This window comes from Yoonia rosea (assembly GCF_900156505.1).
GTDB lineage: Bacteria > Pseudomonadota > Alphaproteobacteria > Rhodobacterales > Rhodobacteraceae > Yoonia > Yoonia rosea.
On sequence record NZ_FTPR01000001.1, the window covers coordinates 66,152 to 88,637 of the forward strand.

General features: G+C 59.0%; 22 protein-coding genes, 1 tRNA gene and 1 riboswitch. Of the genes, 4 read left to right on the forward strand and 19 right to left on the reverse strand.

What is annotated here, in order from left to right:
• Positions 1-2: 2 nt before the first annotated feature.
• The 11 genes from B0B09_RS00320 to B0B09_RS00370 all read right to left on the reverse strand — a co-directional run bounded on the left by B0B09_RS00320 (position 3) and on the right by B0B09_RS00370 (position 9,331).
• The gene (locus B0B09_RS00320; protein ID WP_076657885.1) at positions 3-959 is read right to left on the reverse strand and encodes a HesA/MoeB/ThiF family protein; all 957 of its coding nucleotides are present in this window, start codon (positions 957-959) and stop codon (positions 3-5) included.
• Positions 956-1,552: a thiamine phosphate synthase gene (locus B0B09_RS00325; RefSeq protein WP_076657886.1), complete on the reverse strand. Its 597-nt coding sequence runs from the start codon at positions 1,550-1,552 to the stop codon at positions 956-958. Before B0B09_RS00325 ends, B0B09_RS00320 begins: the two co-directional genes overlap by 4 nt.
• Positions 1,549-2,319 (reverse strand): thiazole synthase, encoded by a 771-nt coding sequence (locus tag B0B09_RS00330; protein WP_076657887.1) that lies wholly within the window; start codon positions 2,317-2,319, stop codon positions 1,549-1,551. The genes B0B09_RS00325 and B0B09_RS00330 overlap by 4 nt, the downstream gene beginning before the upstream one ends.
• Position 2,320: 1 nt before the next feature.
• Positions 2,321-2,518: a sulfur carrier protein ThiS gene (thiS, locus tag B0B09_RS00335; protein ID WP_076657888.1), complete on the reverse strand. Its 198-nt coding sequence runs from the start codon at positions 2,516-2,518 to the stop codon at positions 2,321-2,323.
• Positions 2,496-3,476, reverse strand: coding sequence for an FAD-dependent oxidoreductase (locus B0B09_RS00340; RefSeq protein ID WP_076657889.1), 981 nt, complete (start codon positions 3,474-3,476; stop codon positions 2,496-2,498). The genes thiS and B0B09_RS00340 overlap by 23 nt, the downstream gene beginning before the upstream one ends.
• Positions 3,473-4,252, reverse strand: coding sequence for a bifunctional hydroxymethylpyrimidine kinase/phosphomethylpyrimidine kinase (gene thiD / locus B0B09_RS00345; protein WP_076657890.1), 780 nt, complete (start codon positions 4,250-4,252; stop codon positions 3,473-3,475). The genes B0B09_RS00340 and thiD overlap by 4 nt, the downstream gene beginning before the upstream one ends.
• A gap of 57 nt (positions 4,253-4,309) precedes the next feature.
• A riboswitch (TPP riboswitch) is annotated at positions 4,310-4,413 on the reverse strand.
• 422 nt (positions 4,414-4,835) lie between these two features.
• Positions 4,836-4,910, reverse strand: a tRNA-Gln gene (locus B0B09_RS00350).
• Between the two features lie 63 nt (positions 4,911-4,973).
• Positions 4,974-6,260 (reverse strand): mechanosensitive ion channel family protein, encoded by a 1,287-nt coding sequence (locus B0B09_RS00355; RefSeq protein ID WP_055291876.1) that lies wholly within the window; start codon positions 6,258-6,260, stop codon positions 4,974-4,976.
• Positions 6,261-6,310: 50 nt separating this feature from the next.
• Entirely contained in the window at positions 6,311-7,144 is an 834-nt protein-coding gene (gene kdsA / locus B0B09_RS00360) for a 3-deoxy-8-phosphooctulonate synthase (RefSeq protein ID WP_076657891.1), read from the reverse strand.
• Positions 7,144-8,694, reverse strand: a complete 1,551-nt coding sequence (locus tag B0B09_RS00365) for a KpsE/RkpR family capsule polysaccharide export protein (protein WP_076657892.1) — start codon at positions 8,692-8,694, stop codon at positions 7,144-7,146. The genes kdsA and B0B09_RS00365 overlap by 1 nt, the downstream gene beginning before the upstream one ends.
• Positions 8,672-9,331 carry an ABC transporter ATP-binding protein gene (locus tag B0B09_RS00370; protein WP_055293280.1) on the reverse strand — a complete coding sequence of 220 codons (660 nt, stop codon included), beginning with the start codon at positions 9,329-9,331 and terminating at the stop codon, positions 8,672-8,674. Before B0B09_RS00370 ends, B0B09_RS00365 begins: the two co-directional genes overlap by 23 nt.
• A 157-nt stretch (positions 9,332-9,488) precedes the next feature.
• Here B0B09_RS00370 and B0B09_RS00375 point away from each other — a divergent pair, with 157 nt between their 5' ends.
• Positions 9,489-10,073, forward strand: a complete 585-nt coding sequence (locus tag B0B09_RS00375; protein WP_055291882.1) for a uracil-DNA glycosylase family protein — start codon at positions 9,489-9,491, stop codon at positions 10,071-10,073.
• Positions 10,070-10,849 (forward strand): SseB family protein, encoded by a 780-nt coding sequence (locus tag B0B09_RS00380; RefSeq protein ID WP_076657893.1) that lies wholly within the window; start codon positions 10,070-10,072, stop codon positions 10,847-10,849. Before B0B09_RS00375 ends, B0B09_RS00380 begins: the two co-directional genes overlap by 4 nt.
• On the opposite strand, the gene B0B09_RS00385 is transcribed toward B0B09_RS00380, so the two are convergent.
• The 8 genes from B0B09_RS00385 to B0B09_RS00420 form a co-directional block, all read right to left on the reverse strand.
• Positions 10,846-11,778, reverse strand: a complete 933-nt coding sequence (locus B0B09_RS00385) for a 2-hydroxyacid dehydrogenase (RefSeq protein WP_076657894.1) — start codon at positions 11,776-11,778, stop codon at positions 10,846-10,848. The genes B0B09_RS00380 and B0B09_RS00385 overlap by 4 nt on opposite strands.
• Complete coding sequence (gene rodA, locus B0B09_RS00390; RefSeq protein WP_076657895.1) at positions 11,778-12,917, reverse strand: rod shape-determining protein RodA; 1,140 nt, start codon at positions 12,915-12,917, stop codon at positions 11,778-11,780. The genes B0B09_RS00385 and rodA overlap by 1 nt, the downstream gene beginning before the upstream one ends.
• Positions 12,914-14,854, reverse strand: a complete 1,941-nt coding sequence (gene mrdA / locus B0B09_RS00395) for a penicillin-binding protein 2 (protein ID WP_076657896.1) — start codon at positions 14,852-14,854, stop codon at positions 12,914-12,916. Before mrdA ends, rodA begins: the two co-directional genes overlap by 4 nt.
• Entirely contained in the window at positions 14,851-15,390 is a 540-nt protein-coding gene (locus tag B0B09_RS00400; RefSeq protein ID WP_076657897.1) for a rod shape-determining protein MreD, read from the reverse strand. Before B0B09_RS00400 ends, mrdA begins: the two co-directional genes overlap by 4 nt.
• Positions 15,383-16,306, reverse strand: a complete 924-nt coding sequence (gene mreC, locus B0B09_RS00405; RefSeq protein ID WP_055291894.1) for a rod shape-determining protein MreC — start codon at positions 16,304-16,306, stop codon at positions 15,383-15,385. Before mreC ends, B0B09_RS00400 begins: the two co-directional genes overlap by 8 nt.
• Positions 16,307-16,330: 24 nt before the next feature.
• Complete coding sequence (locus tag B0B09_RS00410) at positions 16,331-17,368, reverse strand: rod shape-determining protein (protein WP_055291896.1); 1,038 nt, start codon at positions 17,366-17,368, stop codon at positions 16,331-16,333.
• Positions 17,369-17,675: 307 nt separating this feature from the next.
• Positions 17,676-19,235, reverse strand: coding sequence for a 2-isopropylmalate synthase (locus tag B0B09_RS00415; protein WP_076657898.1), 1,560 nt, complete (start codon positions 19,233-19,235; stop codon positions 17,676-17,678).
• Between the two features lie 223 nt (positions 19,236-19,458).
• Complete coding sequence (locus tag B0B09_RS00420; protein WP_076657899.1) at positions 19,459-20,220, reverse strand: SdiA-regulated/phytase-like domain-containing protein; 762 nt, start codon at positions 20,218-20,220, stop codon at positions 19,459-19,461.
• Positions 20,221-20,283: 63 nt separating this feature from the next.
• Between B0B09_RS00420 and B0B09_RS00425 the strand changes: the two genes are divergently transcribed.
• Positions 20,284-20,946 carry an SDR family NAD(P)-dependent oxidoreductase gene (locus B0B09_RS00425; protein WP_076657900.1) on the forward strand — a complete coding sequence of 221 codons (663 nt, stop codon included), beginning with the start codon at positions 20,284-20,286 and terminating at the stop codon, positions 20,944-20,946.
• Positions 20,943-22,466 (forward strand): cryptochrome/photolyase family protein, encoded by a 1,524-nt coding sequence (locus B0B09_RS00430; RefSeq protein WP_084190692.1) that lies wholly within the window; start codon positions 20,943-20,945, stop codon positions 22,464-22,466. Before B0B09_RS00425 ends, B0B09_RS00430 begins: the two co-directional genes overlap by 4 nt.
• Positions 22,467-22,486 lie beyond the last annotated feature (20 nt).

Here is a 22,486-nt window from a genome sequence, read left to right on the forward strand (position 1 = left end):
CCTTACCCTCCGAGCGCGAGAAGTTTGATCTCGCCCTGCCAGTGTCGTGAAAGCCGATCCGCCGCCTGCCAGGCGCGCAGGCCTGATCGACAGGCCAGAACGGCGCGTTGGTTTTCGTGTGGTGTGGGGCCATCTGGTCCAAAATCGGAAACGGCATGGCGTCTTGCGTGTGGCAGGTCTGGTCCCGGCTCATCGCGCGCGCGCAGGTCAATCAGAAAATCGGATCCGTCGATATCACGCGGCGCGATAAAAGCGGGGTTGGGCACCGGATCGGTCGCCGTGTCAAATCGGAACCCGCCGAACCGTAGCGTCGCGGTATCATAGGTCACAAGCTGGCCGAGGCCTTGTGCATCGCCCGTCAGGATCGCCATCGCCATTTGTGCCTGAAGGCTGCCAATGACGCCGACACTGGGCCCCAACACACCATCTGTGTCACATGACCCCAGCTGATCCGGCAGATCCGGGAAAACCGCACGCAGCCCCGGTTTGCCGCCACAAAAGCCACCAACATAGCCGTCGCGACCCACCACGCTGGCGCTGACAAGCGATTGGCCTGTGGCAAGGCAATGATCGGACGCGATATAGCTGAGCGCGAAACTGTCAGCACAATCGAGGATCAAAGCCATGCCCGCGCAAAGCGCTGCAATATTGGCCGGATCGACGCGCTGGCGAACAGGTTCAATCGTGGTGCCGGTGTTCAATGCAGTCATCGCGCGCGCGATCACATCGACCTTCGGCAAGCCGATGTCGGCCTCGCGAAACAGCGTTTGGCGGTGCAGGTTGGACAGACTTATGACATCTTCATCCGCAATTCGGATATGGCCCACACCTGCGCCGACGAGGTATTGCATCACAGGGGCGGCCAACCCTCCGGCACCGATCACAAGGACAGATGCCCCCGCCAAGTGATCCTGCGCGGCTGTTCCCAGCACCGCAGTTTGACGCGCATAGCGGCTCATCCGCAAACCTCGAGCCATTCTCTGGCGCGACCCTCTGGATCGTCGTGCAGCGTGATGTCCGTAACGGCCGAGACAACGTCCGCCCCGGCCTCAAATGCCCCCTGTGCACGGTCCGTCCTCATCCCGCCAATGGCGACAAGAGGGATATTACCTACACGGTCTTTCCACACGCGCAGCTTTTCAACGCCCTGCTGATGCCATTTCATCTTTTTCAGGATGGTCGGATAGATTGGACCGAGGGCGACATAGTCAGGTTTCAACGCCAACGCGCGCGCCAGTTCCGCCTGGTCATGGGTCGAGACACCAAGCTTGAGACCGGCAGAACGGATCGCGGCCACATCCGCCTCATCAAGGTCCTCTTGGCCCAGATGGACCCAGTCGCAACCCAGCTCGATTGCAAGTTGCCAGTGATCATTGACCACCAGCAATGCACCGTGGGCACGACACAAATCACGGCCTGCGCTCAGTTGAGCGCGCAGCACCTCTTGTGGCTGGTCCTTGATGCGCAGTTGCACCAGCTTTACCCCTAACGGCAGCATGCGGGGCAGCCATGCCACATCGTCAAAAATGGGGTAAAAACGCGGGAGCGTCATAGCATGGCCTTTCCAAAGACGGGCGTGGAGGGGGTCGCCATATCGCGGGGGTCCATAGGATCGGCGCCGGCGGCCAACGCGCCCGCCTCTACCGCTAGAGCAAACGCATGGGCCATCGCGGCAGGGTCGCCCGCCTTTGCAACGGCGGTGTTCAATAAGACCGCGTCATAGCCCAGCTCCATCGCCTGGGACGCATGCGACGGCAGCCCCAGCCCCGCATCAACGACCAGAGGAATGTCCGGAAAATGCGCACGCAGGCTGCGCAAACCGTAGATATTGTTCAGCCCCAGTCCTGTGCCGATGGGTGCCCCCCATGGCATCAGAACCTTGCAGCCAACTTCAACCAGCCGCTCGCACAGCACCAGATCTTCGGTGCAATAGGGAAAAACCTCGAACCCGTCCTCAGTCAGTTGCGCCGCCGCTTCGACCAGACCGAAAGGATCAGGTTGCAGCGTATCGGCGTGGCCAATGACCTCAAGCTTGATCCAGTTGGTGTCAAACAGCTCGCGGGCCATCTGGGCCGTGGTCACGGCTTCGCGCACCGAATAACAGCTTGCCGTGTTGGGAAGCACGGCGACCCCGAGGTCGCGGATCAACGTCCAGAAATCCTGCCCTGCTTCATCGCCGCCTGCCTCGCGCCGCACAGAGACCGTGGCAATCCCCGCGCCCGAACGGCGAAACGCCTCCGCCAGAATCGCAGGCGAAGGGTATTGTGCGGTGCCCAACATCAGCCGGGATAGGACTTCGGTTCCGTAAAACGTAGGCATTCTATCCTCCTTGTCGGGGAGCAACGACTTCGACGCGATCCCCTTCATGCAAGACGTGGTCTGCGCGCTGATGTTTTGGGACAAACACCTCGTTGACCGAAGTGGCCACTTTCGCCTCGCTTTTTCCAAGCTCACCAAGCAGCGCCGCTAGCGTGGGCGCACGGGTCTCTTGCGCCTCACCGTTCACGATGATCTTCATACCAAACCTCCGGTATCTTGCCGTCCAGCACCAGATCCGCCGTCATTTGCGCCAATGCAGGTGCGAGCAGAAAACCGTGCCGAAACAAGCCATTTACGTAAATTGTATCCCCGATCCGCCGAATGCGCGGTTGGTTGTCTGGAAAGGCCGGGCGTGCATCAACGCCAATTTCCAGCAATTCCGCCTCGCCAAAAGCGGGGTGCAGGGCATAGGCGGCATTCATCAATTCCATGACAGACCGCAGCGTCGCGCGCCCGCGTTCGCCTGCTTCGATCTGGGTGGCACCCAGCATGAAAATACCATCACCGCGCGGCACGATATACAGTGGGAACCGCGGATGAAGCAGCCGGACGGGGCGTGAAAGTGTCACGTCAGGGCAGCGCACCACAAGCATCTCGCCTTTCACGCCGCGCAAATCCGTGAGCGTGTCGCGCGCAGCAAGGCCCCGACAATCAATCACCTGACCATTGATATCCGCGTCAAAACGCACGCCCCTTTCTCTGAGCCGGGCATGCAGAGAGGTCAGCGTCGCGCGCGGATCAAGATGCCCCTCATCTGCCAAAAACAGTGCCTTGGAATAGCGGTCTGCCAGATGCGGCTCGTGGTCAGCGATCTGCGTTCTGGACAGCGGTGTTGCCCTCGGCGCACGGCGTGCAAAGGTTGCCAGATCGCTTTGATCGCGATGCAGCGCGACAACAAGTGTGCCTTCGTGATGCACTGCCCCGCCTTGGTGTTCCCACCACTTTGCAGCTTTGCGGCCTTGGCGTACGATCTCGGGCTCTGCACTTACCCCTTCGCAATCGGGCGCAAGCATGCCGCCGGCCCACCAAGAGCAGGCATGATCGCCAGGCGCGCCTTTGGGATCAATAACCGTGACCTGCGCTGCGCGTGACGACAGTTCTGCCGCCATGGCAAGGCCGCACACGCCGCCGCCCAGAATGGTAAAGGGGCCGCTCATGTCCAAAGCGCGTGAAAGTGATGAATTGGCCCATGACCATGCCCGACGTGCAATTCATCGGCATGCAAAATCGCTTTATGTAGCCAAGCGTGCGCACGCGAGACCGCATCGCTCAACCCCATACCCTGCGCCAAGCCCGCGGCGATGGCCGAGGAATAGGAACATCCTGTGCCGTGGGTGTTGCGGGTGTTGACACGAGGGGCCGAAAACGCCTGCGTGCCTGTTTGTGAGACGAGATGGTCGGTGCAGGTCTCTCCGTCTGCATGCCCGCCCTTCATCAAAACTGCACCGACACCAAGGTCCAGAAGGGCGTTCGCCTGCGCCTGCGTGCTGTCCTCGCCGACCAGCTTTACTGCTTCAGGCAGGTTGGGTGTCAGCAGGGTCGCGCGTGCGAAAAGTGAGGATTTCAACGCATCTATCGCGCTATCTGCCAGCAGCGTATCACCTGATTTGGCAACCATTACGGGATCAAGCACAACCGGCCCGTCATAGCCCGCCAGCGCATCCGCCACCGCAGCAATCAACGATGGTGTCCCCAGCATCCCGATCTTGACCACGTCAATATGGATATCATCCAGAACGGTTTTGATTTGTGCGACAACGACGTCATCGGGGATCGGATGAATGGCGGTCACAGCTTTGGTGTTTTGTGCGGTGACCGCAGTCACAACAGAGGCGCCATAAACACCCATTGCCGAAAAGGCCTTGAGATCAGCCTGAATACCAGCCCCGCCACCAGAGTCGGATCCGGCAATCGTTAACGCCCTCGCTGCCATGTCGTCGTCCCTTGGCTCAGGGGTCAGGATGGCAGAGAGCGTAGCCCAAAACGGATGCATCGTTCGCAAGCTGTTCCCTCCGCCGGTCCTAACCGGTTCAGGTTCAATGGGTTTGCAGCATGTGCATCTCAGCCCGGATAGGGGCACCCCAACAGATATGGCTTTGACGGTACCTTGATCGCTCAGACGCGTCAAATGGATAAATGATCTCAGGAAGCCTGTTTGGAAGGTTCACGACCATGGGATTCGAAAAGGTAACAGGGCGCGACTATGTGTTTTCTACAACGCGACACCAAACGGCGGCTGATTGCTGATATGAATGACCGCTTGTCGTGCTCTCCCGCAACGCAGATCTGCTGGCTCATGCCGTAATTCTCAGGGCTGCGCGCGCGCAGACCTAAGCGAGTACCTCCAACACTGCGCCAAGCGCGTACCGTCGTAATCGCAAACGGAGACTGCGGGCCAGAATGAGCCAGTTTTGTGCTCACGTTCGCGTTTCTGCCGGAAATCGCTCGCAGGAAGGGCCCAGAAGCACGCCAAAAAACGGCTGCAAGCACGCGGGACTACAAATCAGAGGAAAGGCTGGCTGGGATGGTAGGATTCGAACCTACGGTACACTGTACCAAAAACAGTTGCCTTACCACTTGGCTACATCCCATCAGCGTGGGGCTAGATACTGCGAAGGCGGGATTGGTTCAAGCCCCGTTTGCAAAGAAATGTGCTATTCTTTCAGGCTGTCCTGACGCAGCAAATCTTCGGTGATTTCTTCTTGCCTTTCAGCGTCCACAATCCGGTCCAATGCGGCGTCTTCGCTGGCCTCGACAGTTTCCACTTGCGTGCTTTCCTGAAGCTCTTGTGGGAGCGCTTTGGTCTCTCTCGTCAGTTGAATGGCTTGCGTCGCATCGGGAATCACAATGCCGGCGGCTTGTATGGCAAGCTTTACCTGCCGCAGCGCTTCACCTTTGGCACGCACGATGGATGTCTCGTTCTGGTCAACCCAGCCAGTCACCACGAGCTCGACACCTGACGCGTGCAACGCCTCGATCCAGGTTTGTGCGGCGGGCTCGGCCAGAATGAATGGAAGATCCTGCACCGTCTGTTCCACCATCGCACGCGCCGCTTGCAGGTCGGTATCGCGTTCAACGATGATCGAGAACATGAACCGACGCTCGGCGTTCTGGGTATAATTGATGATCCGGCTTTTGAAGACAGACGAATTCGGAATGCGGATGTGGTTGCCGTCAAAGGACAAAAGAATCGTCGCGCGGCTGGTCAGGCGGATGACCTTGCCGGTATCGCCATTGATCTCGACCGTGTCATTGGGGCGGAAGGGTTGGCGGAATGACAACATAACCGAGGCGATAAAGTTTTCCACCGTGTCACGCACCGCAAAGCCCAATGCCAGACCGATGATCCCAGCAGCCCCCAGAATCGTACTTAGCAGTGCTGTGGCATTGAGGATATCGAGTGCGATGACGATGCCGAAGATCACAAAAGCGATCCGCAAAAGCTGGCGGTAAATCTCGGCGATAAAGGTATTCGGCGCGAGCCGTTCCCACGGTTGGCGCATCCGCGCCAGTGCAAAGCCAAAAAACACCACAAGCGCAAAGACCGCGGCAGCGATCAGCGCGAGCGGCATAAAGGTAATAAACTGGTCCAGACGCGCCCTGAACCGGTCGATTGCGGGGTTCAGCCTGTCGCCGATATCGGTTGTTTCGGTCACTTGGTTACGTACCGCAACGACACCCGCAACACGCGCGGCCAGCGGATCAAGAGCAACCGCCTCAACGGTCGAGGTGGTTGTGCCGCGCAGTGTCACCACACCTTCGCTGACCGTGACGGTCACGTCTTCATAGTTTCCCAATTCGCCAAGGATTTCGCGGATGCGCTGGGCGATGGCCGCGTCCTGCTGGGCAGAGGTCTCGGTGGCAATCGTACCGCTGGCCTCTTGCGCCGCAGCAGGGAGCGCCACAGCAAAAAACAGGACGAAAAGGAGGAAGAGGCGCATGTGATTATTCCGACTAACAATGTGCTCTTATAGCAAGGAAAATCGCCCTGTCACACGCGCAGAGGGTCCGCCTTGGCCAGCGCGTCAAACGCCATCAGGCTTTTGATCACGCTGTCCATTTGATCCAGCGGGATCATGTTTGGTCCATCCGACGGGGCATTGTCAGGGTCCTCGTGCGTTTCGATAAAGACCGCGGCGATCCCCAGAGACACTGCGGCCCGCGCCATCACAGGGGCAAATTCACGTTGGCCGCCGGATGATCCGCCCATGCCACCAGGCTGTTGGACCGAATGGGTCGCATCCATCACAACCGGATAGCCGGTGCGCGCCATGATCGGCAAAGACCGCATATCCGCCACCAGCGTGTTGTAACCAAACGAAGACCCGCGCTCGGTCAACAGGATGCGTTTGTTGCCTGTGCTTTCGATCTTCGAGACGACATTGGGCATATCCCAAGGTGCGAGGAACTGACCCTTCTTGATGTTGATCACCGCACCGGTTTCGCCTGCAGCCAGCAAGAGATCAGTCTGGCGGCACAGGAATGCCGGTATCTGCATCACGTCGCATACCGCGGCAACCGTCGCGCATTGCTCGGGGCTGTGGATGTCGGTCAGAACAGGGCAGCCGATGCTGTCCTTGACAGACTGCATGACCTTCAGGCCTTCATCCATGCCAAGGCCGCGCTTGCCGCTCAGCGAGGTGCGGTTGGCTTTGTCGTAGGAGCCTTTGAAGATAAATTGCGCACCATGGGCGGCACAGATTTCGGCCATCTTTCCTGCGATCATCTGCGCGTGGTCGGTGTTTTCCAGCTGACAGGGGCCGGCAATCACCAATAGCGGGTTATCATTGCTGACCGAAAGGTCACCGATAGTTACGTTATGCATCAAGAACTGACCTGTTCGCGGAGGATCGAAGCGGTAATCGAGATCATCAGGTAGATGCCTGAAAAGATCAAAAACGCCAGGATCGTGTTTTCAAAAGCACGTGGATAGCTGGCCTGATCGGGAATGACCGGCCGCACGCTTTGCGACAGATATCGGACCTGACGGTTCGCTTCAATGCGGGCCGTTTCCATTTGTGTGAGTGCCTGCTGCACCATGGCCGTCTGGAACGCATAGTTTTCTTCAGCGGTGCGCAATTCTGTATTCCGTGCCGCCAAGGAGACCTCTTCGCCAGAGCCGCCGACAAGCTGGTCGCGCAAATCAGCGATCAGATTATCAATATTGGCGATCTGGTCACGCAAGGACTGTACTTGCACTTCACTTGGCCGGTCCACGTTCAGGCGCGATTGCAGGACGAGTTCAAGACGCTGTTTTTCGCTCTCAAGTGAGCTGATTTGCCCCATACGGGCCGTACTCTCGCTTTGCGGGTCGATCTGGCGCACGTCCTCTTGGATCGCGAGCCATGTGGCAAGCGCTTCCGCGCGGCGCTGTTCGGCCTCTTCATAGCTTTGCAGCGCACCGCGCATCTGGTCTTCGCGCAGTCGCCCGGTCAGCTGATCGACCTGTTCTTCGGCGTAACCGATCAGCGCTTGCGAAAACTCATAGCTTTTGACCGGATCAGCGGCGATCACTTCCATGCGGATCAAACCCTCGGTGGGGTCGTAGCTGATCTTCACATGGTTGCTGTAAAGACCAAACGCCTCTTCATTGGTGGCGTTCTCTTCTAGCCGTTGGATGGAATCGATCGACGGGTCCGAAAAGTGTTCCTTGAACCCGAAATCGGCATCCAGCCGCAGCATCGCTTCGCGCGATGCCAAATAGGATTGCACCGCAATACTGTCCTGTTGCGTGGCCATCGACGTGCCCTGAAACAACGTCGCAAGTCCCGTCGGTCCGCCGTTCTGTGGTTGTGCCTGCTGGATGACGATCTCTGAATTCGTGGCATACATGGGAGTCGCGATATTGTAGAAATACCAACCGACAAGGAATGTCGGCAGAAACACAAAGAACGAAAGCCGCGTGAACAAAAGCGCAAGCTTGCGCTTGCGGCGGCGCGCAATATCGCGCTGGATTTGCAGGATTTCGGACGCGTTGCGGTTCATGGCGGCAGCGCTCGCGGTGGAAGGCAGGGAAACGCCGTCCTGTTGGGCAGTGTCCGGCAACTGGATGCGTCCGCTGCGGCCCGGCACCTTGGCGCCATCGGGCTTCACCAGTTCAAGTATGGAACTGCGCTGAAACGGGTCGATCCCGGCCGCACGCAGTTGCCGGACCGCATCATAATCAGACGAGGCCTGAAATCCGTTTTTCACGGCAACGCGCCGCGCCATCCTTAACTGCCGCCCGGTCAGACCTTCTTTGCTGATCGCGGCAATCTGTTCGGCTTGCGAAGGGGTCTTCGCTTCTTCGGCTGCTGTGACGCCCGGCTCTTCGCCTTGTGCATCATCCGTCTTGCGCCGGATCCGGAATTTTTTAACCCTGGGTTTGGTAGTCATAAAGCACGCGCGCCTCTTCCAAGGAGTCAAACATATGCAGTTGCCCGTTTTTGAGCACAGCTGCGGATTTACAAAGCCGTTCCAATGTGGCCGGCTGGTGCGAAACAATAATCACTGTCGCTTTTTCCAATCTTTGCCGCAGGATTTCACCTGCTTTGCGGTTGAATTCCGCATCGGTCGCACCGGGCATCCCTTCGTCGATCAGGTAGATATCAAAGTCCAGCGCCAAAAGCAGCGCAAAAGAGAAACGTTGCTTCATACCTGATGAATAAGTGCCGAGCGGCATGTCAAAATACTCTTCCAGACCGCAAAGCCAACGACAGAATGCTTCGACATAATCCGGATCCAGACCGTAGAGGCGGGCAATGAAGCGGCTGTTTTCCACAGCCGACAGGGTGCTGTCCGTGCCCCCCATAAAACCCAAGGGAAACGAGATCCGGCAACCGCGGCGGATTGTGCCTTCGTCGGGTTTTTCAAGGCCGGACATCATGTTGATCAGGGTTGTCTTGCCGGTTCCGTTGGGCGCGAGAATCCCCAAAGAATTGCCCAGCTCCACGCGGAAAGAGGCGCGATCAAGGATGACCTTGCGCTGCGTCCCTGTCCAAAAGGATTTGCTCACTTCTGCAAATTCAAGCATGTCGTTCCCGCTCTTGCCCGCTGACCGGTGCATATTTTTCATACAGGCAAGATATTAACATGCCTATGCCATTTTCCATACAGCGACTTTATGGCATCAATACAGCGACAATTGCGTGAGCGGTATGCGCACCGCATGATTAGGCCGAGAGCGTACCTTGAGAAGTCTCCAGCACGAAATTTCTGCATGCCGCCTTTGCGCGGATCGTTTTGCGCAAACGAAGACGCGGCACAGCCCGCGCCCCGTCGTCTGGTTTCAGAGCAGCCCCCGTATTCTGATTGCAGGGCAGGCACCCGGATTGCGTGTGCATGAAGCGGGCCGACCGTTTGCCGATCGTTCGGGTGACCGTTTGCGCGATTGGTTGGGCGTGGACAGTGCAAGTTTCTATGACCGTGAAAGGGTTGCGATCGTCCCGATGGCCTTTTGCTTTCCCGGATATGACGCAAAAGGCGCAGATCTGCCGCCACCTGCCATCTGCGGAGCCACATGGCACGATCGTGTGATGGCAGCCCTCGGCAATGTGCCGCTGACGATCCTTGTGGGTGGCTACGCGCATCGCTGGCACCTTGGCCCGCAGAAATCGGTCACTGCGACGGTGGCAGGATGGCGCGGCCTTGCGCCGCGTGTCTTCCCCTTGCCACATCCGTCGTGGCGCAATACCGCTTGGCTCAAGAAAAACGCGTGGTTTGAAACGGACCTGCTGCCGTCATTACGCAAAGCTGTGAAAGATGAATTGCAATGACCGACCTTGATCTGGCCCATGCCGCAATGGAAGCGGCCCCCGACGATGACACCGTGCGCCTGCGGTTTTACGAACGCCTAGCCGATACCGAACTGTTCATGCTGCTGGGGGCCGAGGCGGAAGGTGACCAGATCACGCCCGAGCTTTTCGACATCGAAGACCAGCGTTTCGCGCTTGTTTTCGACCGCGAAGAGCGGCTGTCGCAATTTGTGGGGCGTGCCGCACCCTATGCGGGCATCCCGGGCCGTGCCTTGGCGCAGATGTTGGCAGGGCAGGGGATCGGGCTGGCGCTCAACCTCGAAGTTGCGCCTTCTGCCATGCTGATCCCCGCCGAGGCCATTGATTGGCTGGTGCAAACCCTGTCACACGGGCCCGACGAGACCGAGGCCCGCCTGACCGAAGTGTCGGCCCCCAAAGGCCTGCCCGAGGCGGTCGTTACCGGGCTTGATCGCAAGCTGGCCATTGCCGCAGGGCTGGCGCGTTTCGCCTATCTTGCCGCGGCCACCTACGAAGACGGTGCGCGCGGCCATGTTCTGGCCTTCGTCGATGCGCTGGAAGGGGCGGAAAAGGCGCTGGCCTCCGCCGCAAGCGAGGCGCTGACCTTCTCGGGCATTGAGGCAGGCATGATGGATGTCCTCTTTGTGCGCGCCGCCGATCCGCTGGCCGCACATCTGGCACGCGTCGGATTGCGCTTTGATTTGCCCGTGCTGGAAGCACCGCAAACTCCGGGCAGCGCACCGGGGATGGACCCCGCGAAACCGCCGAAACTGCGCTAGTAGCCGCGCGCGCGATCCACCAGATAGTGAAACGGCTGGCCCGCTTCGCCGCGCACGATGTTGTCTACGATCACTTGGGCTGCGGTCTCGGGGCGTGTGGTGGATGCGATATGCGGCGTCACCGTCACCTGCGGGTGCGCCCAAAACGCATGCTCCGCCGGCAGCGGTTCAATGCGGAACACATCCAGCGTTGCATGGGCAACCTGGCCCGCATCCAAAGCGGCCAGAAGTGCTGCATCATCAATCAGCGGCCCACGGCCCGGGTTGATGACGAAACCGCCCTTCGCCATCAGCGCCAGGGTCTCGGCGTTCAGAATATTCGTCGTTTCCGGCGTTTGCGGCAGCAAAAGCACGACAATCTGCGCGTCGGTCAGCGCCTCGCGCAGCCCGTCATCGCCGTGCAAGCAGCGCAGACCGGTAACATTCTTGGGATTGCGGCTCCACCCTGTCACCGGAAAGCCCAAAGCCGCAAGCGCCTGACCACAGGCCGCCCCCAAGGCACCGATCCCGAGGATCGTCACAGGGCGTTTGGCGGCCACAGGCGGAAAGCTGTCATCGCGCCACACACTGTCCTGCCCAAAGATATGGGTATCCATCCCCAGATGATGGCGCAGCGTATGCCCTGTCACCCATTCCACCATCCCCGCTGTCAGGCTCTCATCCACCAAACGGCAGAGCGGTTGGGTCAGGGTTTCGTTGTTCACGATGGTCTCGACCCCCGCCCAAAGGCCCATCACCGCTTTGGTTTTTGCATAGGGGCGAAAGTCTGTCACGGGGCCGTTTGGGGCAAAGATAATATAGTCCACGTCCTGCGGTGCGTGCGTGCGCGACAGGTTTGCGGATAGGCCAGCCTCGGTCAGGGCCACATTCAGGGGCGCCTCATATTCGTCCCAAGCGGCAGGTTTGGCAGAGAAAAGGATATTCAGCATTAGCGTGGCCTATGGATATGGGCGCTCTGAACAAGGCCGAAAGCCACCAGCAAGACCAGCATGGCGGACCCGCCATAGCTGACCAGCGGCAAAGGCACGCCGACGACAGGAGCAAGGCCCATCACCATCGCCATGTTCACAGCAAAGAAGAGAAAGAAAGTCATTGCGACACCAAGTGTCAGCAAAGAGGCAAAGCGGTCACGGTTGCCCATCGCCGAAATGATGCAGAAAACGACAATCAGCAGATAGAGCACCAGCAAGGTGAAAGCACCGACAAAGCCGAATTCCTCGGCCAAGGTCGTGAAGATAAAATCGGTATGTTTTTCGGGCAGGAAATTCAGCCGCGATTGTGTGCCTTGCATGAAACCCCGTCCGGTCCACCCACCAGAGCCAAGCGCAATCTTGGCCTGCGTGATGTGATAGCCTGCGCCCAAGGGGTCATTTGCAGGGTCCAGAAAGGTATCAATCCGGCGATACTGGTAATCCTGCAAAAGCTGCCACGGCGTGCCGCGGCTTTGCAGGGCGGCGACAACGGCGGCGATCCCGCCGCCGCCCACGGTTGCAAAATAGGCCCAATGCACCCCTGCAAGAAACATGACGGTGGCACCACCTATGAGCAGCAAAAGCGCTGTCCCCAAATCCGGCTGACGCAGAACCAGCAGTGTCGGCACGACAATGATGACCACCGGCACGACCACCCAAAGCGGATGCGAGGTTTTCTTGTTGGGTAGCCAGTCATAATAGGCGGCGAGAAACATCACCAAGGTGATCTTCATCAACTCCGAAGGCTGCAAACGCATGAAACCCAGATCAATCCAGCGTTGGGCGCCCATACGGACCTCGCCGAAAAACTCAACGCCCAGGAGCAAAACCAACGATCCGCCATAGGCGACAAAGGCCATGTTGCGCCAGAACCAGATCGGCACCATCGCCACGATCAGCATCAGGACCATGCCTAGCGCAAAACGCTGCATCTGTGGTTCGACCCAAGGCGTCATCGACCCGCCTGCGACCGAATAAAGCATGAGAAAACCGGCACTTGCGACCGCAATAAGCAACAGAATGATCGCCCAGTTCAGGTGCAGCACCTTGCGAAATCCGGTCGGGACATACTTGGTGTTATACTCAAGATAGCTCATACGCGGCTGCGCCCCGTTGCACCCTGCGGAACACGGGCTTCAATCCGGCGTTGTTGCTCTGCGATGCGGTCACGTGCTGCGGCGGGATAGGCCTCGAGCGGGGGCGGGCCGCCATATTGGGCCTGCAACAGAATATCACGCGCAATTGGTGCCGCAGCCGCCGATCCGCCACCGCCATGTTCCACGACGACCGATACGGCATAGCGCGGGTTGTCATAAGGCGCATAGCCCACAAAAAGCGCGTGGTCGCGGCGTTCCCACGGCAGATCTTCGTTGCGGGTCACACCGGCGGCGCGTTCTTCGGGCGTGATGCGGCGCACCTGACTTGTGCCAGTCTTGCCAGCCATCTTGTGCGCTTCGTCAATAATCCGCGATCCGTAGGCAGTCCCGCGCCGGTGGTTGCACACATCCTCCATCGACGCGCGAATACGGCGCAGGGTGTTTTCATTCAGCCCCAGACTTTCGCCCAAACCAGAGGGTTGCTCGACCCCGTCAATCAGCCGGATCAGGCGCGGTGTCACAACGCGGCCCGTGGCCAGCCGTGCTGTCATCACGGCAAGCTGCAACGGCGAGGACAGCACATAGCCCTGTCCGATCGAGGCGTTCACAGTATCGCCGATCCGCCATTCTTCGCCGCGCACGCGCGCTTTCCATTCCTTATCGGGTGCCAGCCCTTCGGCCACCGCCGAGAGGGGCAGATCATGGCGCACGCCCAAGCCCAGCTTGCGGGCCATTTCCGCCATCTTGTCGATGCCCACGCGCTGGGCGATCTCGTAATAGTAACAGTCGCAGCTTTGCTTGAGGCTTTCGTGCAGGTTGATATTGCCGTGCCCGCCACGTTTCCAGCAGTGGAACCGTATGTTGAAAACATCCGTATAGCCCGGGCAATAAACCGTCTCATCCGGGGTGACGACACCCGCCTCCATCGCGGCCAGAACCGTCACCATCTTGAAGGTTGACCCTGGCGGATAGGTGCCTTGCACCGCTTTTGCGGCCAGCGGGCGGTATTTGTCTTCGTTCAGCGCAGTCCAGTCCGCCACAGAAATACCGCGCACAAAAAGGTTGGGATCAAAGGCAGGCGCCGAGGCGATGGCGCGCAAATCACCATTCTCAAGGTCGATCACCACGGCACCGGCGCTTTCATTGTCCAGCCGCGCCTGCACATAGCTTTGCAGCCGGCTATCCAGCGTCAGTTGCACGTCCTTGCCCGGATCACCCTCTTGGCGGTCAAGTTCGCGCATGATGCGGCCCGCGGCATTCACCTCAATCCGGCGCGTGCCCGCAGTGCCGCGCAGCGTGCGTTCCAGCCGGTTTTCCGCGCCGGTCTTGCCGATCTGGAACTTCGGAATTTGCAGAAGAGGGTCGGGATCATCAATCCGGCTGAGATCATAATCGCTCACAGGGCCCACGTATCCGACAACATGGGCCAGATCAGCCCCCCAGGGGTAAACGCGGCTCAGGCCAACTTCGGCCTGAATGCCGGGCAGGGCAGGGGTATTAAGGTTGATCTGTGCCACATCTTCCCACGACAGACGGTCTGCAATCGTGACCGGCACAAAAGGCGATCGACGGCGCATTTCTTCCATCGCCCGCGCAAGATCACGCGGGTCGATTTCGACAATCTCGGTCAGCTTGGCCAAGACCTCGCCCACGTCGCCCGCATCTTCGCGGACCATGACGACGCGGTAATTCTGCTCATTGGCGGCGATCGGAATACCGTTACGATCAAAGATCAGACCGCGCGACGGGGGAAGCAGGCGAATGTTGATCCGGTTTTCCTCGGCCAAGAGGCGGAACTGGTCGGCCTGTTCGACCTGCAAGGACTGCATCCGCCAGCCCAAGGCCCCCACGATCCCAAGTTGGACGCCGCCCACAACCAGCGCGCGCCGACTGACGGTGCGTGCACCCGCGATCACATCTTTGGGCGCGCGTTTCATAGAACCTGTCCTTTTCTGCCAACTTCGCCGGGTGACGTACGCGACACACCAAACATGAAATGCGCTGCGACAAGGACAAAAGGATAAACCAGAATTGTGGCGACCATTTCAACCAATGTCGGGGCCAGCGGTGCCTGCGGTGCCATGACCACGGCCAGTACGATACGGTTGATGACAGTAATGGCAACTATCCCGAAGGCAATCGTGCCCCATTCGACCAGGAAAGGCATCGTGCGGAATTCGCGATGCTGGCGGCGAATGGTTTCGGTGAGTACGACAACCAAAGCCGCCCAAAGCCCCGGCGGGCGCAGGAACAGAAAGTCTGTCAAAAGCATGATCATCGCAATGATGAAAACAGGCACATAGCTTGGCTTGCGCGCGACCCAGGCAAGGGTTGCCGCCAAGAGCACATCCGGTGCCGCCCAAAGCGAAGGGCGCATGTCCAGTGGCACCAGATCAATGACAACCAGCACAAAGGCCAACGCGATAAAAACAAGCCTGTTGGTCCAGGTTTTGCTATCTGCCCACTCAGCCATCGCCAAACTCCGACGCGCTCAATGCGGCAGGGTTGATCGCTGCGGGTCCAAAGAACTCGGCCTCGGGTGCAAGCAGATTTCCTGGATCATCGATGCGTTCGTGAGGTTGCGAGCGCAGAACACGCAAAAATTCCAGTCTTTGGTAATCGGCCGCCAGACGGACCCGCAGCCGGTTGTCCGTGCCCAAAGCAACCTGACCCACAAGCAGATCAGCCGGAAACACCCCACCATCACCGGACGATACAACCCGATCACCGGGGCGGACGAGGGCTGCATCCTCCAGAAATTCCAGCGGCGGGTTCAGGGAATTGTCTCCGGCAAGAATAGCGCGTTGACCAGAGGGTTGGATGGTGACGGGAATCCGGCTCGAGGTATCTGTCAGCAGCATGACACGGCTGCTGTTTTGCCCGACGCCCGCAATCCGCCCCACCAACCCGATGGCATCCATCGTCGGCCAGCCATCAAGGATGCCGTCGCGCGCGCCAACATTCACCAGAACCGATTGGCGGAACGGCGATCCGCTGTCTGTAATCACAACACCTGTGACAACAGTGAGTTTCGGATCAAGGCTCACGTTATTCAGGTCAAGCAGCTTCGCGTTTTCCTGCTCCAGTTGGAGGGCGGCTTCGCGCCACGCGCGCATCTGCTGCAATTCGCGGCGCAAATCCTGATTTTGGGCGCGGAGTTGTTGATAGCTCTGGAAATCACTGACCAGATTGGCGGCCCCTGTCACCGGGGCCATCGCCCAATCAAAGGACGGAATAACGGCATCAATGGCTGCGGCGCGCAGTCTTTCAACACGCGGGCTGTCGATGCGCCAGACCAGAAACAGCCCGACAAGCGCCAAAACCAACACCCCAACCAGCAATCTGCGGATCGGGCCGATAAAGTCTTCGCTGTTCTTGTCGCGTGCCAAGGGCGGATGTTCCCTCGTTCTTTGTTAGCTGTCGTAGTCTATCACATGCCGCAGCTGTTTTTCATATTCCAGTGCGCGGCCCGTGCCCAAGGCTACACAATTGAGTGACTCGTCGGCGACAGATATTGCCAGCCCCGTCTGTTCACGCAGCGCCAGATCAAGCTGGCCCAGCAACGCACCGCCCCCCGTGAGCATCACGCCACGGTCCACGATGTCGGCTGCAAGATCCGGCGGTGTGGCCTCCAGCGCAGTCATCACAGCTTCGCAAATCTGCTGGACGGGTTCTGCCAAAGCCTCGGCCACCTGTGCCTGCGAAATCTCGGTTTCTTTTGGGACACCATTGAGCAAATCACGGCCACGGATATGCATCGACTGGCCCCGGCCATCGTCAGGCATACGGGCGGTTCCGATAGATGTTTTGATCCGCTCGGCAGTGCTCTCACCGATCAGCAGGTTATGCTGACGGCGCAGATAGTTGATAATCGCCTCATCCATGCGGTCGCCGCCGACGCGGACCGAACGGGCGTAAACGATGTCGCCCAAAGACAGGACCGCCACCTCGGTCGTACCACCACCGATATCAACAACCATGTTCCCGGTCGGATCGGTGATCGGCATGCCGGCCCCGATGGCTGCAGCAATCGGTTCGGCAATCAGACCGGCACGGCGCGCACCAGCCGAAAGCACGGATTGGCGGATCGCGCGTTTTTCAACGGGGGTCGCACCATGCGGGACACAGACAATGATCTTGGGTTTCGAAAAGGTCGAGCGGCGGTGCACCTTGCGGATGAAGTATTTGATCATCTCTTCGGCGGTATCAAAATCCGCGATCACGCCGTCGCGCATCGGGCGGATTGCCTCGATGCTGCCCGGCGTGCGACCGAGCATCAGCTTGGCATCCTCGCCCACCGCGAGGACCTTCTTGACGCCGTCCTTGACGTGGTAGGCGACGACAGACGGTTCAGACAAAACGATGCCCTTGCCTTTGACGTAGACCAGCGTGTTCGCTGTGCCGAGGTCGATCGCCATATCCGATGAAAACAATCCGCCGAAGCCTGCCATTTGAGTGGTTGTCCCGATAATAAAGTGGTTGTCCCGCTCGACTGCGTACTGGCGGGTTTCAAATGGTTATAAAGACACTCTCGAAGGGATAGAAGCCCTCCATTTTCGAAACGCGGCGGCAATCTGCCGCTTGTGATTTATCAATCCATAAAGGTAAATTTCTTCCTGTAGTCGCTTAAGGCTTATACTTTTACAACATCATGTGTGATGGCGCCTCCGCTTGATGGTGCCGCGATTGCCGCCGAATGACAAACGGCGACCCACGTGAATGGATCGCCGTTTGCTCATTGAGTCGGTGCAGGTCGCCTCAGGTGTCTTTGTAACTGACACCCTTTACGTCATATCCGGGCTCGGATTGTTCGCGACGGACAAGCAGCCGGTTCAGCGCATTGATATAGGCTTTGGCACTTGCCACCACGGTATCGGTATCGGCCGATTGTCCCGTCGCGATGCGGCCCTCTTCTTCCATCCGGACCGAGACTGTCGCCTGCGCATCGGTGCCTTCGGTCACGGCGCTGACCTGATACAGTTGCAGGCGCGCGCCATGCGGGAACAACGCCTTGACGGCGTTGAACGTCGCATCCACCGGACCGTCACCTGTGGCCGATGTTTCAACATCGGCGCCGTCAATCTCCATCACCATGTCTGCCGTCTGGGGGCCTTGTGTGCCGCAGACAACGCGCAGGGATTTCAGCTTCAGCCGGTCCTCGGCGCTATCGTTTTGATAGACCAGTGCCATCAGGTCATCGTCAAAGACTTCCTTCTTGCGGTCTGCCAGATCCTTGAAGCGCACAAAGATATCGTTCAGCTGGTTGTCCGCCAGATCGAACCCCAATTCGGCCAGTTTCGCACGCAGTGCTGCACGGCCTGAATGTTTGCCCAAGGGCAGGGATGTCCCTGCCAGACCCACATCCTCGGGTTTCATCACCTCGAACGTTTCGCGGTTCTTCAGCATGCCGTCCTGGTGAATGCCGCTCTCATGGGCGAAGGCGTTCTTGCCGACGATGGCTTTGTTGAACTGCACCGCAAACCCCGACACAGTCGCCACACGGCGCGAGATATTCATGATCTTCCGTGTGTCGATTTTGGTGGTGTAGGGCATGATGTCGTTGCGTACTTTCAGCGCCATCACGACTTCTTCCAGCGCGGTATTGCCCGCGCGTTCGCCCAGACCGTTGATTGTGCATTCGATCTGGCGCGCGCCCCCCTCGACAGCCGCCAAAGAGTTGGCGGTCGCCATGCCAAGGTCGTTATGACAGTGGGTGGCGAAAATCACGTCATCCGCACCGGGCACATTTGCGATCAGGCGGCGGATCAAATCGGCGCTTTCGACAGGTGCTGTATAACCCACCGTGTCAGGAATATTGATCGTGGTGGCGCCCGCCTTGATCGCAATCTCGACCACACGGCACAGGTAATCCCATTCGGTCCGTGTCGCGTCCATCGGCGACCATTGCACATTGTCACATAGGTTGCGGGCATGGGTGACCGTGTCATGAATACGCTCGGCCATCTCGTCCATGGTCAGGTTGGGTATCGCACGGTGCAGGGGGGATGTGCCGATAAACGTGTGGATGCGCGGAGATTTGGCATGCTTCACCGCCTCCCAGCAGCGGTCGATATCTTTGTAGTTGGCGCGCGACAGACCGCAAATAGTGGCGGACTTCGACAGTTTCGCAATCTCGCTCACCGCCTGAAAATCACCCTCCGAGGCGATGGGGAAACCGGCTTCGATGATATCAACGCCCATCTCGTCCAGCAGCTCGGCGATTTCGAGCTTTTCGTTATGGGTCATGGTCGCGCCCGGGGATTGTTCGCCGTCGCGCAGGGTGGTGTCGAAAATCAACACTTCGTTCGATTTGGTCATTTGGGTATTCCTTTAGTCCTTAGCATATCTTGGCGCGTTTCACCCTCTGAGCGGTCGCGCCGACAGGCACGCTCAGAGGCAGCTAAGGAGTAGGATGTCGCGCGAAAGCAGCCCCTTGGAGGCTACAGCTGTGATATGCGCACGGTTCATCATGCGCGCGACTATAGACACCATTTCCGTGATGAAAACCCCGAAATGTGATCCTAAGCGCGGAAATTACGCCCTAAAACATCAGGCAATCGGATTCCGGCGGCAGCGGCGGGGCACCGGCGGGCAGGGTGGGTTGATAATCAAAGGCCGCAATGCTGGCCCCGCTGTCAAAGGCGATAAAGACCTGGTTTGAACCGGGGCGGATCGCTATTCCTTCCGGGTCCCGCCCATACGGCAGCAGGGATGTTGTGCCCAACAGCTCACCATCGGCGTTGAATTCATAAAGGCTATTGGTGCCTTCCATATCATCCACGATCAACAAATGCCCTGTGCGCGTGTCTCGTGCGATGCCTTGCGCCTCGGACAGAGGCGGATTCAAGGACATCGTGTTGATCTGCCGCTCCACTTGGCCTGTGGGCGACAGCCACGTCATGCGCTCGGGATCATCCTCGACCGTGATGATCATGCCATCGGCATCAATCACCATGCCTTCCGTATCGGCCCAGCCCTGACTTGATGCGAAAGGTGCTTCCAACGCGACACCATCTTTGCTGATCCGCTGGAAATTCCCAAAGCCGTCCGCGACCAGCAGATGGTTGTCCTCAACAGTCACCGCCTTGATCCGGTTAAGATCACTTTGAAAGCGGCGCAATTCATCGCCCTGCAAGGTCACCAGCAGCACCTCGCGGCTTTCATTCGCAATCCACAGGCCGCAGAACGTGGGGTCGTAATCAAGGCTCGAGGGCCGCGCGAGGTCGTAGCTGGTCTGGAACGTCAGCTCCAGCGCAGCTGCGGGGGTGGCCAGAAAGGCCAGCAGTGGAATTACCTGACGCATGGGTCTTCCTCCTTGTCTGCTAGAAAGGTGGCGCTAAGTCGCGGCAAGTCAAAGGAGAAGAACATGCGCGCATTGGTGATCGGGGCAACAGGTGGCATAGGGGCGGCGATCACAGCCCAACTACAGGGCGATGGCTGGGACGTCACCGGCCTGTCACGGTCGGTTGATGGCTTCGATGTTGGCAACCCGGCCTCGGTAGAACGCTGCATGGCGGCGCAAGAAGGCCCGTTCGATCTGATCTTTGTTGCGCTTGGCATCCTTGCCCCGCTTCAGAGCGCGCCGGAGAAATCACTCTCGGCCATCAAGGCCGAGGACATGGCCGCCGTCTATGCGGTCAACGCCATCGGTCCTGCGCTGATCCTGCGCCATGCCGCGCGCCTTTTGCCCAAAGACAACCGCGGGGTCATCGCTACGCTTTCGGCACGGGTCGGCTCGATCGGGGATAACAAGATCGGCGGCTGGTATTCCTACCGCGCATCCAAGGCGGCGCTGAACCAGATCGTGCATGGCGCTGCAATCGAGCTGGGGCGCTCGCATAAGCAATCCATCTGCGTAGCCCTCCATCCCGGCACCGTCGCAACATCCTTTACAGCGGACTATGCAGGCCGCCACAAAACCGTGGAACCGCAGGACGCCGCGAAAAACCTGTTGACCGTCATCGCGAACCTGACCCCTGACAACACCGGCGGCTTTTTTGATTACGCAGGTCAGGAGATTGTCTGGTGAGGCTGCTTCTTGTTCTAGGAGATCAGCTCTCGCCCAACCTGTCGGTGCTGCAAAAAGGCGATAAGGCCCAAGACGTCGTGGTCATGGCCGAGGTCGCGGACGAGGCGTCCTATGTGCCCCATCACCCCAAGAAAATCGCCTTCACTTTTGCTGCCATGCGCAAATTCGCGCAAACCCTGCGCGATGATGGCTGGACCGTGGCCTACACCCCGCTTGATGATCCTCACAACAGCGGCTCCATCACTGGCGAGCTGATCCGCCGCGCGTCCGAACATGACGCTGCCGGTGTCGTCTACACCGAACCGGGTGAATGGCGGCTGATCGCGGCCTTGGGGGACATGCCGCTGAAAACCCACTGCTTGCCGGACACCCGCTTTATCGCGTCCCATCAGGATTTCGATGATTGGGCCGAGGGGCGTAAACAGTTGCGGATGGAGTATTTCTACCGCGAGATGCGCCGCAAAACCGGCCTCCTGATGGACGGCGATCAGCCAGAGGGCGGCAAGTGGAACTATGACCACGACAACCGCAAACCGGCCCCCGATCAGGTCACCTATGGCGGGCCGATGCAATTTACGCCGGACGACACCATCAAAGAGGTGCTGGCGCTGGTCGCGGACCGCTTTGGTGACAACTTCGGTGATCTGGAACCCTTCTGGTTCGCCACCGACACCGGACAGGCGCGCCAGCATCTGACCCAGTGGATCAAGGGCGGTTTGCCCAAGTTTGGCGATTTTCAGGATGCCATGCTCGACGATAACCGTTTTCTCTATCACGCGGTGATCGGGCTTTATATCAACGCGGGCCTGCTTGATCCGTTGGAGGTCTGCCAAAAGGTCGCGCAGGCCTACCGCGACGGTGACGCGCCACTGAACGCCGTCGAAGGGTTCATCCGGCAGATCATCGGCTGGCGCGAATATGTGCGCGGCATCTATTTCCGCGAAGGGCCGGAGTACACCACCCGCAACGCATTGGGCCATGACCGTGCGCTGCCCGCGATGTACTGGGGTGCGGAGACCAAGATGAACTGCATGTCCAAGGCGATCGGCCAAACCAAGGCCGAGGCCTACGCCCACCACATCCAGCGTCTCATGGTGACCGGGAATTTTGCCCTGCTTGCCGGCATTGATCCCGCGCAGGTCCATGAATGGTATCTTGCGGTCTATGCCGACGCCTACGAATGGGTCGAGGCCCCCAATGTGATCGGCATGAGCCAATTCGCCGATGACGGGATCATCGCATCAAAACCCTATATTTCGTCAGGCAACTACATCCACAAAATGTCCGACCACTGTGGTGCCTGCGCCTACCGCGTGCAGGACAAAACAGGCGAAAAGGCCTGTCCTTTCAACCTGCTCTACTGGCACTTCCTAGACCGCCACCGCGAAAGGTTTGAGGGAAACCCCCGCATGGGCAACATGTACCGCGTCTGGGACCGGATGGATGACGCGCGCCGCGAAACAGTCCTGTCCGAAGCCGACGGGTTCCTCAAAAAGCTGGAAGCGGGTGAAAAGGTCTAGGGGCAGGGATAATCAAACGC

What these genes read in the sequence shown, in the direction of transcription:
- B0B09_RS00320 (WP_076657885.1), bottom strand. Translation starts at nt 959, where the DNA reads ATGAGCCGCTATGCGCGTCAAACTGCGGTGCTGGGAACAGCCGCGCAG.
- B0B09_RS00325 (WP_076657886.1), bottom strand. Translation starts at nt 1,552, where the DNA reads ATGACGCTCCCGCGTTTTTACCCCATTTTTGACGATGTGGCATGGCTG.
- B0B09_RS00330 (WP_076657887.1), bottom strand. Translation starts at nt 2,319, where the DNA reads ATGCCTACGTTTTACGGAACCGAAGTCCTATCCCGGCTGATGTTGGGC.
- thiS (WP_076657888.1), bottom strand. Translation starts at nt 2,518, where the DNA reads ATGAAGATCATCGTGAACGGTGAGGCGCAAGAGACCCGTGCGCCCACG.
- B0B09_RS00340 (WP_076657889.1), bottom strand. Translation starts at nt 3,476, where the DNA reads ATGAGCGGCCCCTTTACCATTCTGGGCGGCGGCGTGTGCGGCCTTGCC.
- thiD (WP_076657890.1), bottom strand. Translation starts at nt 4,252, where the DNA reads ATGGCAGCGAGGGCGTTAACGATTGCCGGATCCGACTCTGGTGGCGGG.
- B0B09_RS00355 (WP_055291876.1), bottom strand. Translation starts at nt 6,260, where the DNA reads ATGCGCCTCTTCCTCCTTTTCGTCCTGTTTTTTGCTGTGGCGCTCCCT.
- kdsA (WP_076657891.1), bottom strand. Translation starts at nt 7,144, where the DNA reads ATGCATAACGTAACTATCGGTGACCTTTCGGTCAGCAATGATAACCCG.
- B0B09_RS00365 (WP_076657892.1), bottom strand. Translation starts at nt 8,694, where the DNA reads ATGACTACCAAACCCAGGGTTAAAAAATTCCGGATCCGGCGCAAGACG.
- B0B09_RS00370 (WP_055293280.1), bottom strand. Translation starts at nt 9,331, where the DNA reads ATGCTTGAATTTGCAGAAGTGAGCAAATCCTTTTGGACAGGGACGCAG.
- B0B09_RS00380 (WP_076657893.1), top strand. Translation starts at nt 10,070, where the DNA reads ATGACCGACCTTGATCTGGCCCATGCCGCAATGGAAGCGGCCCCCGAC.
- B0B09_RS00385 (WP_076657894.1), bottom strand. Translation starts at nt 11,778, where the DNA reads ATGCTGAATATCCTTTTCTCTGCCAAACCTGCCGCTTGGGACGAATAT.
- rodA (WP_076657895.1), bottom strand. Translation starts at nt 12,917, where the DNA reads ATGAGCTATCTTGAGTATAACACCAAGTATGTCCCGACCGGATTTCGC.
- mrdA (WP_076657896.1), bottom strand. Translation starts at nt 14,854, where the DNA reads ATGAAACGCGCGCCCAAAGATGTGATCGCGGGTGCACGCACCGTCAGT.
- B0B09_RS00400 (WP_076657897.1), bottom strand. Translation starts at nt 15,390, where the DNA reads ATGGCTGAGTGGGCAGATAGCAAAACCTGGACCAACAGGCTTGTTTTT.
- B0B09_RS00410 (WP_055291896.1), bottom strand. Translation starts at nt 17,368, where the DNA reads ATGGCAGGCTTCGGCGGATTGTTTTCATCGGATATGGCGATCGACCTC.
- B0B09_RS00415 (WP_076657898.1), bottom strand. Translation starts at nt 19,235, where the DNA reads ATGACCAAATCGAACGAAGTGTTGATTTTCGACACCACCCTGCGCGAC.
- B0B09_RS00420 (WP_076657899.1), bottom strand. Translation starts at nt 20,220, where the DNA reads ATGCGTCAGGTAATTCCACTGCTGGCCTTTCTGGCCACCCCCGCAGCT.
- B0B09_RS00425 (WP_076657900.1), top strand. Translation starts at nt 20,284, where the DNA reads ATGCGCGCATTGGTGATCGGGGCAACAGGTGGCATAGGGGCGGCGATC.